The organism is Streptococcus mitis (assembly GCF_946190065.1).
In the GTDB taxonomy this organism is placed as follows: domain Bacteria; phylum Bacillota; class Bacilli; order Lactobacillales; family Streptococcaceae; genus Streptococcus; species Streptococcus mitis_DE.
The window spans coordinates 153,268-168,008 of record NZ_CAMHZD010000001.1 but is presented as its reverse complement, the minus strand read 5'-3'; the positions used below and the strand labels follow the sequence as shown (position 1 = coordinate 168,008).

The window sequence follows — 14,741 nt, the reverse complement described above, 5'->3', positions numbered from 1 at the left end:
TTCAATTTCAATTGTAACATGATTAAATTTTAAATACAAATTTATAAACCAAAAGATACAAATTATATATAAACAATTACTAGATAAGTTATTTTTGAAAACCTATCCCTTCTTCTTTTGAAATTTTCTTACTCAAACGATTGATAAACTTATTCACTTTAAATACGGTATTCTCATATCTATCGCTCTCTAATGCTATCTGTATACTTAACTCATTCAACTCCTTCTCAACAACATCAATGCCAATTTTTTCAGTTATATTCAATTTTGAAAGATTCAACTTCATTTCTTGCTTGTTTTCAACTGAAGCCAGTAAATATTCTGCTACTTGATTTAAGGTTATCACTCGTTCTTGCAAAACATTGATTCTCAACTCAGACGCTGCTAGTTCACGCACTAGCTCGTCTTTAATCGTGACATAAGATTGATTTTCCACATCCAGCTTAATCAAAGCATCCACTTCTTCAATCTTTTCTTCAATCATCTCCACAGTCGTTTTTCTGCGGAATGGAATTGTTTGATTTTCAGAGCTGAATTGGCGAATCAACGTTCTACCTTTCATATAGCGATTTTTCTCGGCGTCATCTTTGTGATAGACATAGTAGGAGCTAGTTTCTCTGATAAAAACCTTCACCTTATCCTCTTCCATATCTAGCTCCATGTTAGGTACAAAGACAAGGCCCTCCTGACGAATACCAAACTTGATCTTGATGTAAATTCCATCATCCACTACTTTTTCGATTTGATTATATGACAACTCTACCTCAAATTCATGAACAGCGTCCCTGTTTCTCCTGAACTCTTGATAGGACTCCCAAAACTTCTCCTCGCTTGGGAGTTCTTTTTCTTTGGAGATTTTCTCTTCTTGATAAATTTGAACTAAATCCTTAAGTTCTGGAACTTTCAATTCTTTTCTCTTTTCAAAATAATCTTTGAAAAATTCTACATCGTAAAGATTTTTCTTATTTAGTTCGGTCTCTTTCACCTCTACTCCTGCAAATTGAAAAGAAACATGCTTTTGCTTAGGACTGATATTTAATCCAAATAGTTTTGCTTTTTTTATCAGAGTTTCTAAGTTATCGACATTGGGTAGAAGAAATTCCATAAGCTCTTCTATTTTTCTTTTGGCAAAGTAATTCTTGAAAAATTCTTCTGTGTAAGGTTGCTTGCGATTGAGTTTATTACCACGCACCGCTTGTCTCATAGTTGAGTCCGTCATAAAAAAGGTGGTATGCTTGTGACTGAAATCTATCTCCATATGTAGTAATGGAGCGTTCTTTTTTAAATCCTCAAAATCGGTAGAATTTTCCATCAAAAAATAGAGTCGTTGTTTGAGTTCGTACTTGTAATTGGTCTTACGATAAACTTCAAACTGCTGGTGGGAATAGCGATTCTCTATAATTTTCGCCCCTGCAATTTTACAAAATCTATCTGAAATCATTCGAAGATTTCGTTCCACATTATAATCCCACTTGAGTTTTTTGTCCGAATTACTATCAACCGAGTTGATAATGATGTGATTATGGAGGTGATTTTTATCAACGTGAGTCGCAACGATAAAACGAAATTTGCCACCGGTTAACTCCTTCATTGTCTCATAGCCGATCTGATTGATTTGTTCAGGAGTGAGATGATCCTCTGGAGAAAAAGACTGAATGATATGATGGGCATGAATTTTTCGTTGCTTTTCCTCTAACCTAGCATGCCGAAAATTATAAAGCGTATCATTGCTGATAAAATTTTCATGATACATCTGCACCATCTCATCATAGCTAGGAAAATCCAGAAAATTTCTCATGCCATAGTCCGATACCAATGCAAGATTCTTGGTTTTATCAGGATTAAGAATATACTTGATAATTTTTCTGCGATAACTCTTTCCGTGAATAGCAAAATGCTTAGTGATGACCATAAAACTCCCTCAACTTTTTTGCTTGAACACTAAACTCTTTCTCTACCTCACTTATCAAGTCATCGATTCCCTTTTTCAAGTCTTGCAATTCTTCACTTGAAATCAACTGAGATTGATTGACACTTCGGGCAATCTGGTTGATGTTATTACCAATCCTCTTCAACTCAAATATCAAATCTTGATAACCAGTTGTATCAATGGTGATGAAATTCATACCAGGGTCAAGTAGGGTTCGTCGAGCATATTCTGAAAAAGATTGACAACCGCTTTGATCGATGCAATGTTTCAACTGACTCAATTCGCTATCAGATAGGAAAACTTTCTTTAGCTTAGTTCGGTAACGATTTTCCATGTGCCTACCTCATGTATTTTTTACGGAAGTCTTGACTAAGAGGAATGGAGTTCCCTATTTCTTGAATCAATTCCTGCACACAGGTTAAGAGAATGGATACATGTTCTTGGGTGACTTGATGTTCTGCCTTTGATAAAATTAAAATCTCATAAACATCACGACTGATTTGTTCCAGCTTTTGAGATTGCCAGAAGGTGAACCACTTTTCAGCAGTCATTTCTAACTCGTTCTCCAGTAACTTGTTTCTGGCAAATGAAGAAAAGTGTTCAAATCCTTTATTTTTCATCATTATGTCAATCATTTCTAATTCATTTGCAGTCAAATTAACCTCTTTGCGAATGTCTCTGTATTGTTCTGGCACACTACTTCCTCACTTTCATCGATTGTCGGATAATTCCCGACCCCGTGTCAACCACGGGAAACTTATAAAAACAAAATTTAGCATCTTGTAAGGCTTTGCGAGCTCAGATATTGTGTCCACAATATCCCAAAAATCATATCGTCAACCAATCAAAACCTTCCAGTTTTGACAGCCAACGATAAGATAACTTGGTGACTTCGCCCCCAAACCCCCAGTAGAAAATCACAATTTGATTTTCTATGAATGATATTAGGATAACAGGGAAGATTTGGAAAAGGTATCACACTGTTTAAAAGAGAATATGAAAAAGAGAGCCGAAGCTCTCAGATACCACTATTTCAATCATACATCTAGCTATTATTATTATTAAATTATCAAGAGAATAACTCAGTATTTTACTTTCTGATGTATTTCCTTTTTATTTCTGGGTCATTAAAATCTAATTTATTCTTATATTTTCTGACATCATTTTCTAAAGCTCCATACTTATCAAAATCTTCAACTATAATTTTAGCAGGCGAATCTCGTAGTTGAAAAATATTTAAAAACTCAGTATCAGATATTTTTCTACTAAATCCTAGTTTATAATTTGATTTTTCTCTGTAATCACTATCAATATGATAGGGAGGATGATATGCGATTCGACTTTTATTTAATTTAAAGGAAGAATCAACTTGCAAACTATTACTTAAATCTATATCATATCTTAAATAAGACGTATCTAAAAATTGTAATTCGCCAACTAATTCAGAAATAAGATACAAATCAATATCTGCATATCCTTCTGTAAATTTTTTTAAATCATTTTGAATTTTTTCAATAATTTCTAGTTGCGTATATAGAGATTTTTTCTCATATTCAAGAAAAATACTTTCCTCAAAGTACGACACTAAAACTATTAATTCTGAAGTTGAAATTATCCTGTCTGTATAGAAACGAGATTTTAAAATTTTTTGACCATTATACTCATTATTATCAATAATGAACGGAGAATGCAAAGACATAATTTTTATTTCATTTGTAACTATATCTCTAGTTTTCAATACAACTCGCTCTTTACTTTCTAAAAATACAAATTCAAAAAATTTTCCATCAGGTTGAACCCCTGCTTCTCTTCCATCCAATAGAAAAAGATACAATTTTAAAACAATATAAATCAATTCATTCTTACATATAAAATAGCAATTATTTATTCTCTCTTTAATTGCTCTTAAATTATTTCTTGAATCGATTATTTCTAAATTTTTAAAATCTGCATATACATTTATTAGAGAATCTATATTTATTTTTAGTATATCACCATAATATTTTAAAAACCTCATTTACACACCTATAATAAACTAACCTTTTATAATATTTATAGCCAATTTAACTTTCTCCATAATTATAGATTTATTAGTTGTTCCATTTTTAACCTCAGAATTCTTTAAGACTATATCAAAAATATCTGCCTTAAATTTTGAGTCTACTTGTGCTTCTTCAATACAGTCTAGAATTATATCTTCTTGGGTACGAATTAATTTACTATCAACACCATATAACAATTTTTCTTCAATAATCGAGTCGGGTTTTTTAACAAGTAAGCTTGCACCGTCAGTTTTCAATTTTATTGAAACCTCTTTTAATTTATTTATATAATCACCAGAAATATTACCGTCTGATAAAACTAGATAGGAAGTAACAAATGAACGTGTCAACGACATATACAAAGCATTGCGCCTTCTAATTTCAATTGTCGCATTAAAGTCATCTATTGGATTTAATCCTTGGTTGTCTATAATAATTACAAACGGAAATTCTAACCCCTTTACGTGGTTAATATTTGTGATTGTAACCTCATCATCAACTTGCACACGCCTCTCACGTGGAACAAGGACATAGTTCCAATTAAATTCCTTTATTATTTTTCTACCAAGATCCAAGGCAAAGTCTTTAGTACTCTTTTCGGAATAATGAGTAAAAATAATAGCTAGATCTTTGGGAGCTAAGTCATTATATATTCCTTTTAAGTTTTTAATTATTGAAACAATTGAATCCGGAGTATGCTCCTCTACACACTCTACTTCAATCGAATTTATTGTTTCAAGATCCTTGCTACCCTCAAATCTATTTATAAATTTTCTTTTCAATCTATATTGATTAGCTTCTCCTTCTAGATTTATGTCATAGCCAGATAACTCCCACTCACTATTAGTAAGCCATCTTACAGCAACGCTTTCTAATAATCCAAATCCCAGAACATGAGAAAATAAAATCGTTCTAGAATCTGTTCTATAAACTTTATTCAGGACATAATCAGTTTCATCTGTATTCATCATGCTATTTTTTGAAAAAATATTTTGTAATATATCACCTGCAATATAAACTTTTTTAGCAGTAACCATTTCACAAAGCGTTATATATTCTTCATCAAAATCTTGTCCCTCGTCTATAAACAAATAATCAAAAATCGGTTCATACTGAATTTGTTCTAAATGGTGGATTGCCTCTTTCCAAATATCAGATGTATCTATTTGATAAGAAAAACGTCTAAATTCAATCCCATATTCTGAACAAATTTTTGCATATAATCCTGAATTAGGATATCCTTTACTTCCCCAACTATGACCAATAAATAACCGCTTAGATGAAATTTGTTCCGTAACCCTCATTGTATTAAAAAAGTCAATAATTCTAGTTGTGAGGCTATCTGCTAATACTTTATTATAACAAGTTACCCCAATTCTAGCATCAGGTTCGTCAACAAACTTCTTCCTGATTTTATGGAGTAGTAACTCTGTTTTACCGGAACCTGCAAGCCCCTGTAGACGAACTGTCTTTTTTTCGTCTAGTTCTTGATAAACAAATTTCGTCTGATTTGTATCAAACAAAGTAATTTTATTTTTAACGGCTTCAAGTACGGTTAAATTGTCTTTTTCTAATATATCAACATCAAAATTGTCAAAATCATTGATACTACCGATAATTAAAGAAGATAAAATTTTAATCTTTCTAGATTCTGACTTAGTGGAAAGATTAAAAAATTGTATTTCCTCAACTTCATCATAATTATAGACTTTAAATAGCTTCATCCATTTTCTTTTTCTTCCTAATAACTTAAAATATTGTGGATATTTCTCAGAAGCTAAAGAATTTATATCATCAATTATGTCGTCACAGTATTCTTCAAATAATTCCTTATCATTAGTATTACTACTACAATTAACAGAGATAATACTTGTATTTTGAATTACAAGAGTAATGCCCATCTTATAGTATTCTTTGTCTTCAGATACTAACATAGGTTTTTGAAATATATAAATTGTTTGGTCATAATCTTGTGGTATACTATCAAGCAATTGAGCATATAATTTTTTCCAAATTTCTGATTCTTCAATTTCTTGACTAATGTCCAAATAAATTAAGTCTGATCTCATTTTGTTTTCTCCTTTAAAACTTCAAATAATTCCTAATCTTTGTACGATTTAAGTTTCGAATGTAGGTAGATTAAGAATATCTATAAAATATATTCGCAAGTGAAATTTAAAATTGTGAAAGTAGTTCCTTAATATTTATTAATCTCTCCATCTCTATTTGAATCCACTCTGAACACAAAGCAAGATGGCTATTGATTTCTTACTTACCTGCTTTTCTCTACTTAGTGGGCGAAGATTGCAATATAATGCCTGATTAAACTCTTCATCTGTATAGCCCTGAATCCCCATCAAGCTATCATACGTTGATCTGATGTCTGCAACATCAGATCAATGTCATCTAAGTAATTACTGTCAGAAACCAATTCTTCAAAAATCGTTACTAGTCATCACTTATTAAAACCCACAGGTTACTCTCATCATCAAAAGCAATATCTTACCTATCTCGATAACAATAAAGGCGAGTTATAAGGTTTGTTCCACGTTCCTTGACAACCTATATCTTCAAAGTAATTTCAATAATCTTCTACTAGATTTAGTATGTTCTTTTACCTAATAATATCGACATAGTATACGTTAAATTTAGGTCAAATAGTATCTATCAGTTTCATTGAAATGGGACTTGTTCCATTTTCGTAACGACTCAGACTATTACGAGAAATTCATGCAATTCGCGCAAATTCTGATTGTGTCAAGCCGTGTATTTTTCGTAAAAATTTTATATTGTCTTCAATCATGGTAGTCTCCTTTAACTTGATAATACTATTATAACATTTAGAAATAAAAAAAGATTGATTCAAAATCATTAGAGAATACAATTTTAAAATTGAAATTTTTCGTACTAATTCTATGAAATTTTGATTTTCTAATAAATTTGTACTTATTTCCTTCAAACTATACAAATATCTCATTGTTGTAAGTGTGTAATTAACTCAAAAGTATTAGATATAATTTCAAAATAGTGTTTTAAAGTGTTTTAAGTTATAGTTGACCAATCTTATAGCTTGCTATTTAATTTTAACTACAAAAATCATTACACAAATCAAGCTACTAAAGATGAATTTATGGTATACTAGTGATAATAAATTGTTATCGGTAGGAGAGGTAAAAAAATGACTAGTTGTTTTGTTGTAATGGGATTTAACACAAAAAAAATTCCAAATACAAATATTGAGGTTGATTTAAATGCTGTATACTCAAATATTATTAAACCTGTTATTTTAAATAAAGAGTTAACTTCAATTCATGGAGAGAATAGATTTAGAGCTGATGAGGTATATACAACTCAAAATATTACAAAAACATTTATTGAAGGTATATTCAAAGCTGATATTGTTATTGCTGACATTACTACGTTAAATCAAAATGCAATTTATGAATTAGGACTGCGCCATGCAATGAGACCTAAATCTACAATTATCCTATGTGATAATCATACTGCTAAAATTAATTTTTTTGATATTTCTCACCTACCTCAAATTAGATATGATTCTGACAAAGTGAATGAACTTGATGAAGTTGTTCGAGTGAAAGATATACTCACAGAGTACATTACTTCTGCAATAAATAGTGACGAAAGATTTATAGATAGTCCGGTATTTGAAAATAACTTATATACAATTGTCGAAAGAAATAATTCTATGGAGGAAAGTAATAATATTTCTATAGAAACATCTCAAAATTCCTTTATGGACCTAGCAAGAATAGCAAAAAAATTTAAAGATGCCGAAGAGTATGTAACAGCAGAAAATTTATATAAAGAACTTTTAGAAAAAGGGTATGTCGATGATGAAATTTTAGCGGGCTACTTGTTATCAGCATATAAAAAAGATGAAAAATCCTTAGATAATTTGAGAGAAGCACAGAGAAAAATTAATACTTATCTTGATATAAACAACACTACTTACCATAAAATTTTAGGGATATATGGTGCGATATTTTTACGAATATTTTATATTACAAATGATAAAAGAGATTTATTGTCAGCTATAAATTACTATAGATTGGGTATGAATTTTGAAGATAACAATATATACTGTGCTAGAAATTATTGTGCTACGTTGTTAAAAATTGTAAGTGTTGAAACAGATACCGAAGTTTTAAAAGAACACTACTATACTGCAAAGTATACAGCAAAAATTATATTAGGTTCATTAGAAAATTTGATTAGAAAATCTAGTATGTATGATGATATCTGGTTACAATCTAACCGAGAAGAGCTTCTATATATTTCCGGAATTATTGAAACATTATCGGACAAAGTTTATGGCGAAACCAAGAGACAAAGTAATACTATAAATGAGGGAAGAAAGCTCTTAAGGGAAGATTTAGAAAGAATTAAGTTAAAGCTTATGGACTAACTATTTATAACCTAATTCTCCCCCTTTGATGAATTCATATTTTTCTATAACCATTTGTTTCCATTTATCAAAACTTTTTCTAAACTCAGAGGATTCTACAAATTGAAGAATTTTTTCCTTTGAGTCTAAGGTAAATTCAGGTGATGTAATTGAGTATTCACCCTGATGTAAAATACCTTCTCTTGTCAATTTTTCCTGAGGAATTGTCAATATAGGCAGATCAAAAGTTAATGCTAATATTCCTTCAATCTGACAATACACACTAGTAATCCACTTATTTTCTAAGTGGATTTCTTTTGATTCGAAAAATCTAGGATTATCCTCAGCATCTTTTTTACGAATTCCTTCAGATATATATGTTTGACCAACTGCTAAAATAACCATGCCATAGCTTCTTTGTATCATCTCACGTAGTGATACCATAACTTCATATGGAGTATATTCTGCAGCTTGTAATGTAATACATTCGAAATTATGTCTTTTTAATAACGATACAATTTCATTGATAAAAAAATCTTGGTTTTCAGTAAACGGATTAGGTCTACTCAAAAAAATTTTTATTTTATCACTATTTCCCATAAATTTCTCCTACCGATAACAATTTATTATCACTATACAAAGCACTCAAATAGGTTTATAATAGCATGATTATTGATAAAGGAGATTTTTATGGATTATAAACTTATTTCTAATTACTTAGATTATTGCAAAACTCATAAGCGTTTGAGTTCACACACGATTCGCGCTTATAAGAATGATCTTATGCAATTTTATAACTCAGACTATGATAATGTCGAATCCTATATAGAACACTTGACACAATCTAACATAAAAACGAATACATTAAGAAGAAAAATTGCTTGTATGAAGGTGTTTTATAACTATCTAAAATACCAGAACATAATTGAAGAGAACCCCTTCAATCAATTGCGTTTTCAATTTAGAACTGAAAAAATATTGCCTAAAACGATTCCGTATGACATTCTGAAAAGTATTTTTTTATATTTAGAGCAGAGAGTAGTTCTATCTAAAACTGATTATCAAAAACAACACGCTGAAAGAAATCTACTAATTATTTCACTTTTACTTTCAACAGGCATCAGAATTTCTGAACTTTGCAACATTCATCTCAAAGATATTAATCTTTCCAATAAGACACTCCATATTATAGGAAAGGGTAAGAAAGAACGTATCCTATTTTTAGGAGATCAAAAAACATTCAATTTATTAGAAACATATATAAATAAAACAAGAAATGAATCCAATGATTTCTTGTTCCCAGGGAAACATTCACTTAAACCATTGTCAGAGCAAAGTGTACGTTTAGTAATAAAGAGAATCGTTGAACAAAATAACTTTTCTAGAACTATTACACCGCATATGTTTAGACATAGCTTTGCGACAATGCTTCTAGATAGTGATGTAGATATTCGATATATTCAACAAATTCTTGGACATAGTTCTATATCAATCACACAAATCTATACTCACGTATCTCATTCAAAACAAAAAGAAATACTTAGTTCTTTTAATCCCGTATCAGTAATTCATTCTGAAATCGAGTAAGAGACATTTCCAAAGTCTACAGTTCACTTCATCTTAAATTAATTTTTGTAGTTCGACTTTAGTTAATAGTTTTATACTCAACAAAAGCAAAAAACATATAAAACTTCACTTTTAATCAGCATTTATACTATATTCCGTATTAAGAACTCCATAATTGTTTTTCTAAAATACATCTTTCAAATATCCTTAAATATAATAAAAAGAGATGGGCAAAATCTCAATTCCTGAAGAAAATGGAGTAAATCTTCCCACAAGAAAACGCATAATTTCAAGTTTTTCAACACCTGAGACTATGCGTTTTTTGGTTCTAAAAAATTTTCGCCCACCTTAAAACAACTAACAAAAGTTATAAGTAGACTATATTTTAAAATTTGTGTTCTAACAACCATTTCAATTAGTTAAATCTTTAAATCTTTCTTCTCCAGATTTAAGCATATCATTTTCTACCTGACTCCACTCTCCAAATAGTAAATCATGAAGAACGGTTGCTGCTGAAGTTGTATTTTCTTTTGAATCATATACACAACTTCTATCTCGTTGGTAAATTTGAATTCTTTCAAAGATAGCTAGTTCTTCCAATTGTCGTGTATTATTAACTAGATGATTTACAATGAAATCATGATGTTCTTTTGGAGTTGCGCGTGCTTGATTTGGATTGATAGCGTACAGTTCTTCGAATCGGATAAGAGTGCTCAGATAGGACAGCTTAGGCTTTGTCGCAATCAAGGCTAATTGTACTTCGTATCCCTTATTTTTCAAGAGTTGTGCTGTTTTCTTTGGAACATCAACTGTTCGTAAAGTTCCCTCTATCAAAAGATTGTATCCCAAATGACTCAATTCTCTTACTAAAGACTCCACCATTTTTCCTGCAAAATCCTTAGTATATTCAACACTATCTTTGCCATATTCTTGCTGAAGTTCTAAATAGTGTGGATGCTGAGAACGAAAACTATCGCCATCTATGATAACAATATTTCCTTGAAATTCTTTCTGTTTAATACGATGAATTGTAGTCTTGCCAGCACCACTTTGCCCTCCAAGCAAAATCGCTATAGGTTGCTTACTGGACTTTTTTCCTCTTGTCAGAGAACGAAGATTCCGTGCTAAAGCATGTTTGAATTCATTATCAGTATAATATTGGATTTCCATTAAGCTACCATCCGCTTTTCAGATATCTCTAACATGCGTTCAATTCCATCCAAATAGCCGCTATACCTCTCTATTTCATCAAAAGTTTCTACTAAATAGATATTCGTATGAATCAAGTCAGATAGATCATCACTCATTAAAATCCAAGGATTAGATTCATCATCAACGCTAATTCCCTGACTATCTTGATAGCGATAGAGTCGAGAAAGTAGATTAGCACCTCTTTCTTTCACAATTTCAATTTTTAAAGTCAATTCATAATCTTCAACAGGATTAAGCATTTTATCTTCTCCTACAATATCGACATAAGATACATTAAACTTCTGACAAATGATGTCAATTAATTCCGTAGAGACTGAACTCGTTCCATTTTCATACCGGCTCAAGCTATTTCGAGAAATTCCTACAATTCGGGCAAAGTCGTCTTGTGTTAAGTCATGTGTTTTACGTAAGGATTTTATGTTCTTTCCAATCATGGCAAACTCCTTTATTTTTATAATTCAATTATAGCATAAAAAAGCATAATGCACCAAAATTGGTGCATTTTTTGTTGTTTTTCTAGCCTAAACTTTACTTCTAAAAAAGCCACCTTAAAGAGTAATTCCTTTTTCGGTGGCTTTTCAAAATACTATACAATAAAATACTCTTGTTTAATTTTTGTAAGCAGGTTGTTAGCAACCGAAGTTACACCAACATGCATCAGTTCAGGATCAGAATAATCTAGATTACGAGCATAGCCTTCTGCAACAGTCTGAGCAATACGCTCATCCAATTTATAATTAGAGGCTTTTAATAGTGCTTGAAATAATTCTGAACTATATAGTTTAATATTATTTTCCAACGATACTACTGCCATTTTTGTAACTCCTCTCCTGTCTTTGATTGATAAACTTTCTCTATTTTCATTATATCACAAAAAGATTGGTTGTGAATGGATAATTGTTTAAAAGAATAGGGTTTTCTAAACTCAGCAAGCATTTCTTCTTTTGTAATTTCATTCTGACGAAAACGAGCTAAAGCTTGGGTTGGATTGTCATCAGTCTGAACACCATAGATAAAATCAAAATGGTGTTGTAATTCATCTGGATTTTCCCGATTTTGAACGACAAATTCCGCAAAATCTAAATCTGACTCTGACTTTTTATGTTTTGCAAAATAGTGACAATGATAGTCAGGGTTCTTAAAAATTTCTATAAAATTTGAAATACGAAATTCTACTATAATTCCTACTTCTTCTTCTGAGTCAAAAATATTATTATTAGAAGTGCTTCGATTTAATACTTCAACTTGCTTGTTAATAAATTTTCTAGCTTGTTCAAAGTCAGGTGTGATATAGAAACCAGGTCCAAAGTCTAGCTCACTTCCTAAATTAAATTTAACATCGATTCCTTTTTTTAAGGATTCTAAATGTCTCAATAATGTAGCATGAAACCACTGAGTCTGACCTAGTTGCTTTTCCTGCTTGGTAGTCAAGTCCAAAATATTTACTTCCTTATCTAGTCTATACTAAAAGTATAACACAAGACTTTATTCAAGTAAAAGAAAATTTTATAAAACTATTCACTTCCTTCCATCTTTTCTAAATCTCTCTAAATTCTTCTCCAATTGTTCCTTATGAAGTTGATTTTTAGCTTTTTTTAATGTGTCGTCCAAAGTTTCTTCCCTATAAGTTGTTTCTGTTTTTAGTTGTTCTGATTCTTGTTCTGGAGTGAAAATGATATCTAGTAGTCGGTCTATTTTTTCAAGATCTTGGACAGACATATCAGATAGTCTATGAATCAGCTTTTTAAATACATCACTATTGTCGTGATTTTTCTTAAAAAATGTTGTAAACATCTATAACCTCTCAAAAAAAGCAGCCTATCAGGACTGCTTAGTGTAATTCCGAAATCGCATCATAAATGGACTGCAATTTCTTATTGTCTTTATTCTTTGTGTCAATCAAAGTATGTAGCTCTTCAATTTTCTTTTGACTACTTTGAATATCGCTATTGTTATCCGCAATCAGTCTTTTAAGATGTTGCTGATAACTTGTAGTGATATCTGTCTCTTTTCCTGTTCTAATCTCTGTAACTTTGGGCTTAGAACAGGAATTTGATTCCGTCACAGGTGCTTGTTTACGCTTTTGAAAAGCTGCTTCATAATTTACATCATTACCTCCTTGATGATTTCCAAATAAGGCCGCAATTTTATCTGGATCTTCTTGATTTTCTGATTTACTTTCTAATGGTTGATTAAAATTCCAATCTTTTGTCATTCACTCATTTCATCCTTTCTAAATTCAGAATCATCGAATTGTCTTTCTTTACCAAAGGCATGGTCAAGAGCTTCTTCAAAACTCATGTGACTAATGCTTTGACGCCTTTTGAACGTCGCAAACATCGCTGTCTCCAGTTGCTCTTTGTAAGCAGCTAGTTTTTCTGTTTCTCTTGCTACCTTGCTTTCTTGCCTAGTGACCTTTTCTTCTAAGCGTTCGATTATGGTCATATACGATCCTCCTTCATACTAATTTTAGCTAGAACATCTTGATTTTGTTATCACAATTCTAAACATTGAGAGGTTTGTCTTACTGGTTGATTCCTCAATGTCTCTTTTGCAGACTCAAGTATCAATTGTAAATCTGATTTCTTTTCTCTAAGGACATCATTCCAGTCTATTTTTTCTTTCCCAGATTCATTATCAGGTAAATCCAGTAAAACAGGCAATCCAGCTTGAGATAACTTATCGGAAAAATCTTTTCCTGCATCATCACAATCTACCGCAAGTGTCAATAAATCAGGATGATTATCAAAATAGCTGGTGGTATCACGAATTGTATTGATTAAAGACAATAACTTTGAAGGTATTACTGTATCCAAAAATTCCAACTTCTGATTTTCTTCAGCTATCAGTCGTAAAGTTTGATAAGCAACAACAGACCTTTTTAATCCCTCCATAGATACCAAACGAGCATCAGATAGATTTTGTTGATGAAGTTCGTAATAGCTCATCAAGTCGATGAACGATTCACAAAAGACCAGTCTATTTGGTTTACCAATGTCAAAGGATATTCCAATATGTCCATGGCTTCCTTTTAGAATCGTTTTTAACCTCTCTCTAGAAAGAGCGGGATTCTTATAAATCCCTTGTAGGCTTGCTGCCTGTAGTATGTGACGATGATTAAAGCTTTTAAAAACAATAACAGGTTCAACTGTTTCATTTGTTTTCCAACTGGCTTGTGCCATCAAACCTTGTTGAATCATCCTTTGTACAATTTCTTCTGAAATTCCTCTACATTCTGTTAAGTAATATCTGGCCAGACTACAGTTAGAATCTTCTATTCTCTTTAAAGGATAATAAAATGGTCTCTCTCTTTTTTCTTGAACAGCTTCTTTTTGAAAAGGTTCTTCAGAAAGAAAGGCTAGAGCTTCTTTAAAGGAAATTCCCTGAACAAGTCGAACAAAATCAATGACATCACCTTGAATATCTCTTGAAAACCATTTAAAAGTATTGGTAGTTGAAAAAATCCGAAATGAATCATGTTCAGGATGTTCATAGACACTGCTCGAAACTTGTTTAAAGGAGATACCTAAACGATTGGCTACATCAAGAATTGAAATTTGCTTACATTCTTCTATTTCCATGCAAT

The 14,741-nt window shown here is 31.2% G+C and carries 16 protein-coding genes and 1 pseudogene; 2 read left to right on the top strand and 15 right to left on the bottom strand.

Going from position 1 to position 14,741, the window contains the following annotated elements:
- Positions 1 to 88: 88 nt before the first annotated feature.
- The 6 genes and pseudogenes from OCF96_RS00830 to OCF96_RS00805 all read right to left on the bottom strand — a co-directional run bounded on the left by OCF96_RS00830 (position 89) and on the right by OCF96_RS00805 (position 6,775).
- Entirely contained in the window at positions 89 to 1,912 is a 1,824-nt protein-coding gene (locus OCF96_RS00830) for an SAG1250 family conjugative relaxase (protein WP_061862967.1), read from the bottom strand.
- The gene (locus OCF96_RS00825) at positions 1,899 to 2,264 is read right to left on the bottom strand and encodes a MobC family plasmid mobilization relaxosome protein (RefSeq protein ID WP_000431635.1); all 366 of its coding nucleotides are present in this window, start codon (positions 2,262 to 2,264) and stop codon (positions 1,899 to 1,901) included. Before OCF96_RS00825 ends, OCF96_RS00830 begins: the two co-directional genes overlap by 14 nt.
- 4 nt (positions 2,265 to 2,268) lie before the next feature.
- Complete coding sequence (locus OCF96_RS00820) at positions 2,269 to 2,625, bottom strand: SAG1252 family conjugative relaxosome accessory protein (protein WP_001115085.1); 357 nt, start codon at positions 2,623 to 2,625, stop codon at positions 2,269 to 2,271.
- A 395-nt stretch (positions 2,626 to 3,020) separates the two neighbouring features.
- Complete coding sequence (locus tag OCF96_RS00815) at positions 3,021 to 3,947, bottom strand: hypothetical protein (protein ID WP_261029177.1); 927 nt, start codon at positions 3,945 to 3,947, stop codon at positions 3,021 to 3,023.
- 18 nt (positions 3,948 to 3,965) lie between these two features.
- Positions 3,966 to 6,041: an STM2767 family DEAD/DEAH box helicase gene (locus OCF96_RS00810; RefSeq protein WP_261029176.1), complete on the bottom strand. Its 2,076-nt coding sequence runs from the start codon at positions 6,039 to 6,041 to the stop codon at positions 3,966 to 3,968.
- Positions 6,042 to 6,328: 287 nt separating this feature from the next.
- Positions 6,329 to 6,775: pseudogene (locus tag OCF96_RS00805) on the bottom strand (helix-turn-helix domain-containing protein).
- A gap of 375 nt (positions 6,776 to 7,150) precedes the next feature.
- Between OCF96_RS00805 and OCF96_RS00800 the strand changes: the two are divergent.
- Positions 7,151 to 8,398, top strand: coding sequence for a hypothetical protein (locus OCF96_RS00800; protein ID WP_049532746.1), 1,248 nt, complete (start codon positions 7,151 to 7,153; stop codon positions 8,396 to 8,398).
- On the opposite strand, the gene OCF96_RS00795 is transcribed toward OCF96_RS00800, so the two are convergent.
- The gene (locus OCF96_RS00795) at positions 8,399 to 8,977 is read right to left on the bottom strand and encodes a hypothetical protein (protein WP_049532747.1); all 579 of its coding nucleotides are present in this window, start codon (positions 8,975 to 8,977) and stop codon (positions 8,399 to 8,401) included. It lies immediately after the preceding gene.
- A 90-nt stretch (positions 8,978 to 9,067) separates the two neighbouring features.
- Between OCF96_RS00795 and OCF96_RS00790 the strand changes: the two genes are divergently transcribed.
- Complete coding sequence (locus tag OCF96_RS00790) at positions 9,068 to 9,964, top strand: tyrosine-type recombinase/integrase (protein WP_261445068.1); 897 nt, start codon at positions 9,068 to 9,070, stop codon at positions 9,962 to 9,964.
- Positions 9,965 to 10,354: 390 nt separating this feature from the next.
- Here the strand turns inward: OCF96_RS00790 and pezT are convergent, their stop codons facing one another.
- From pezT to OCF96_RS00750, 8 genes are all read right to left on the bottom strand, one after another.
- Entirely contained in the window at positions 10,355 to 11,113 is a 759-nt protein-coding gene (gene pezT / locus OCF96_RS00785; RefSeq protein ID WP_261445059.1) for a type II toxin-antitoxin system toxin PezT, read from the bottom strand.
- Entirely contained in the window at positions 11,113 to 11,589 is a 477-nt protein-coding gene (gene pezA / locus OCF96_RS00780) for a type II toxin-antitoxin system antitoxin PezA (protein WP_261029171.1), read from the bottom strand. The genes pezT and pezA overlap by 1 nt, the downstream gene beginning before the upstream one ends.
- A gap of 152 nt (positions 11,590 to 11,741) precedes the next feature.
- Complete coding sequence (locus OCF96_RS00775) at positions 11,742 to 11,969, bottom strand: hypothetical protein (protein ID WP_000301902.1); 228 nt, start codon at positions 11,967 to 11,969, stop codon at positions 11,742 to 11,744.
- Positions 11,960 to 12,592, bottom strand: coding sequence for a DUF3990 domain-containing protein (locus OCF96_RS00770; protein ID WP_261445056.1), 633 nt, complete (start codon positions 12,590 to 12,592; stop codon positions 11,960 to 11,962). Before OCF96_RS00770 ends, OCF96_RS00775 begins: the two co-directional genes overlap by 10 nt.
- A gap of 81 nt (positions 12,593 to 12,673) precedes the next feature.
- Positions 12,674 to 12,949: a hypothetical protein gene (locus OCF96_RS00765; protein ID WP_261445055.1), complete on the bottom strand. Its 276-nt coding sequence runs from the start codon at positions 12,947 to 12,949 to the stop codon at positions 12,674 to 12,676.
- A gap of 37 nt (positions 12,950 to 12,986) precedes the next feature.
- The gene (locus tag OCF96_RS00760) at positions 12,987 to 13,370 is read right to left on the bottom strand and encodes a DUF5945 family protein (RefSeq protein ID WP_261445048.1); all 384 of its coding nucleotides are present in this window, start codon (positions 13,368 to 13,370) and stop codon (positions 12,987 to 12,989) included.
- Positions 13,367 to 13,600, bottom strand: a complete 234-nt coding sequence (locus tag OCF96_RS00755) for a DUF5965 family protein (protein ID WP_000152419.1) — start codon at positions 13,598 to 13,600, stop codon at positions 13,367 to 13,369. The genes OCF96_RS00760 and OCF96_RS00755 overlap by 4 nt, the downstream gene beginning before the upstream one ends.
- Positions 13,601 to 13,650: 50 nt before the next feature.
- Positions 13,651 to 14,736, bottom strand: coding sequence for a toprim domain-containing protein (locus OCF96_RS00750; protein ID WP_261445046.1), 1,086 nt, complete (start codon positions 14,734 to 14,736; stop codon positions 13,651 to 13,653).
- Positions 14,737 to 14,741: the final 5 nt, after the last annotated feature.

Bases quoted from the DNA above. Each gene is read 5' to 3' on its own strand.
- pezA (WP_261029171.1), bottom strand. From the start codon at position 11,589: ATGATTGGAAAGAACATAAAATCCTTACGTAAAACACATGACTTAACA.
- OCF96_RS00825 (WP_000431635.1), bottom strand. From the start codon at position 2,264: ATGGAAAATCGTTACCGAACTAAGCTAAAGAAAGTTTTCCTATCTGAT.
- OCF96_RS00775 (WP_000301902.1), bottom strand. From the start codon at position 11,969: ATGGCAGTAGTATCGTTGGAAAATAATATTAAACTATATAGTTCAGAA.
- OCF96_RS00795 (WP_049532747.1), bottom strand. From the start codon at position 8,977: ATGGGAAATAGTGATAAAATAAAAATTTTTTTGAGTAGACCTAATCCG.
- OCF96_RS00800 (WP_049532746.1), top strand. From the start codon at position 7,151: ATGACTAGTTGTTTTGTTGTAATGGGATTTAACACAAAAAAAATTCCA.
- OCF96_RS00765 (WP_261445055.1), bottom strand. From the start codon at position 12,949: ATGTTTACAACATTTTTTAAGAAAAATCACGACAATAGTGATGTATTT.
- OCF96_RS00815 (WP_261029177.1), bottom strand. From the start codon at position 3,947: ATGAGGTTTTTAAAATATTATGGTGATATACTAAAAATAAATATAGAT.
- pezT (WP_261445059.1), bottom strand. From the start codon at position 11,113: ATGGAAATCCAATATTATACTGATAATGAATTCAAACATGCTTTAGCA.
- OCF96_RS00830 (WP_061862967.1), bottom strand. From the start codon at position 1,912: ATGGTCATCACTAAGCATTTTGCTATTCACGGAAAGAGTTATCGCAGA.
- OCF96_RS00750 (WP_261445046.1), bottom strand. From the start codon at position 14,736: ATGGAAATAGAAGAATGTAAGCAAATTTCAATTCTTGATGTAGCCAAT.
- OCF96_RS00755 (WP_000152419.1), bottom strand. From the start codon at position 13,600: ATGACCATAATCGAACGCTTAGAAGAAAAGGTCACTAGGCAAGAAAGC.
- OCF96_RS00760 (WP_261445048.1), bottom strand. From the start codon at position 13,370: ATGACAAAAGATTGGAATTTTAATCAACCATTAGAAAGTAAATCAGAA.
- OCF96_RS00790 (WP_261445068.1), top strand. From the start codon at position 9,068: ATGGATTATAAACTTATTTCTAATTACTTAGATTATTGCAAAACTCAT.
- OCF96_RS00810 (WP_261029176.1), bottom strand. From the start codon at position 6,041: ATGAGATCAGACTTAATTTATTTGGACATTAGTCAAGAAATTGAAGAA.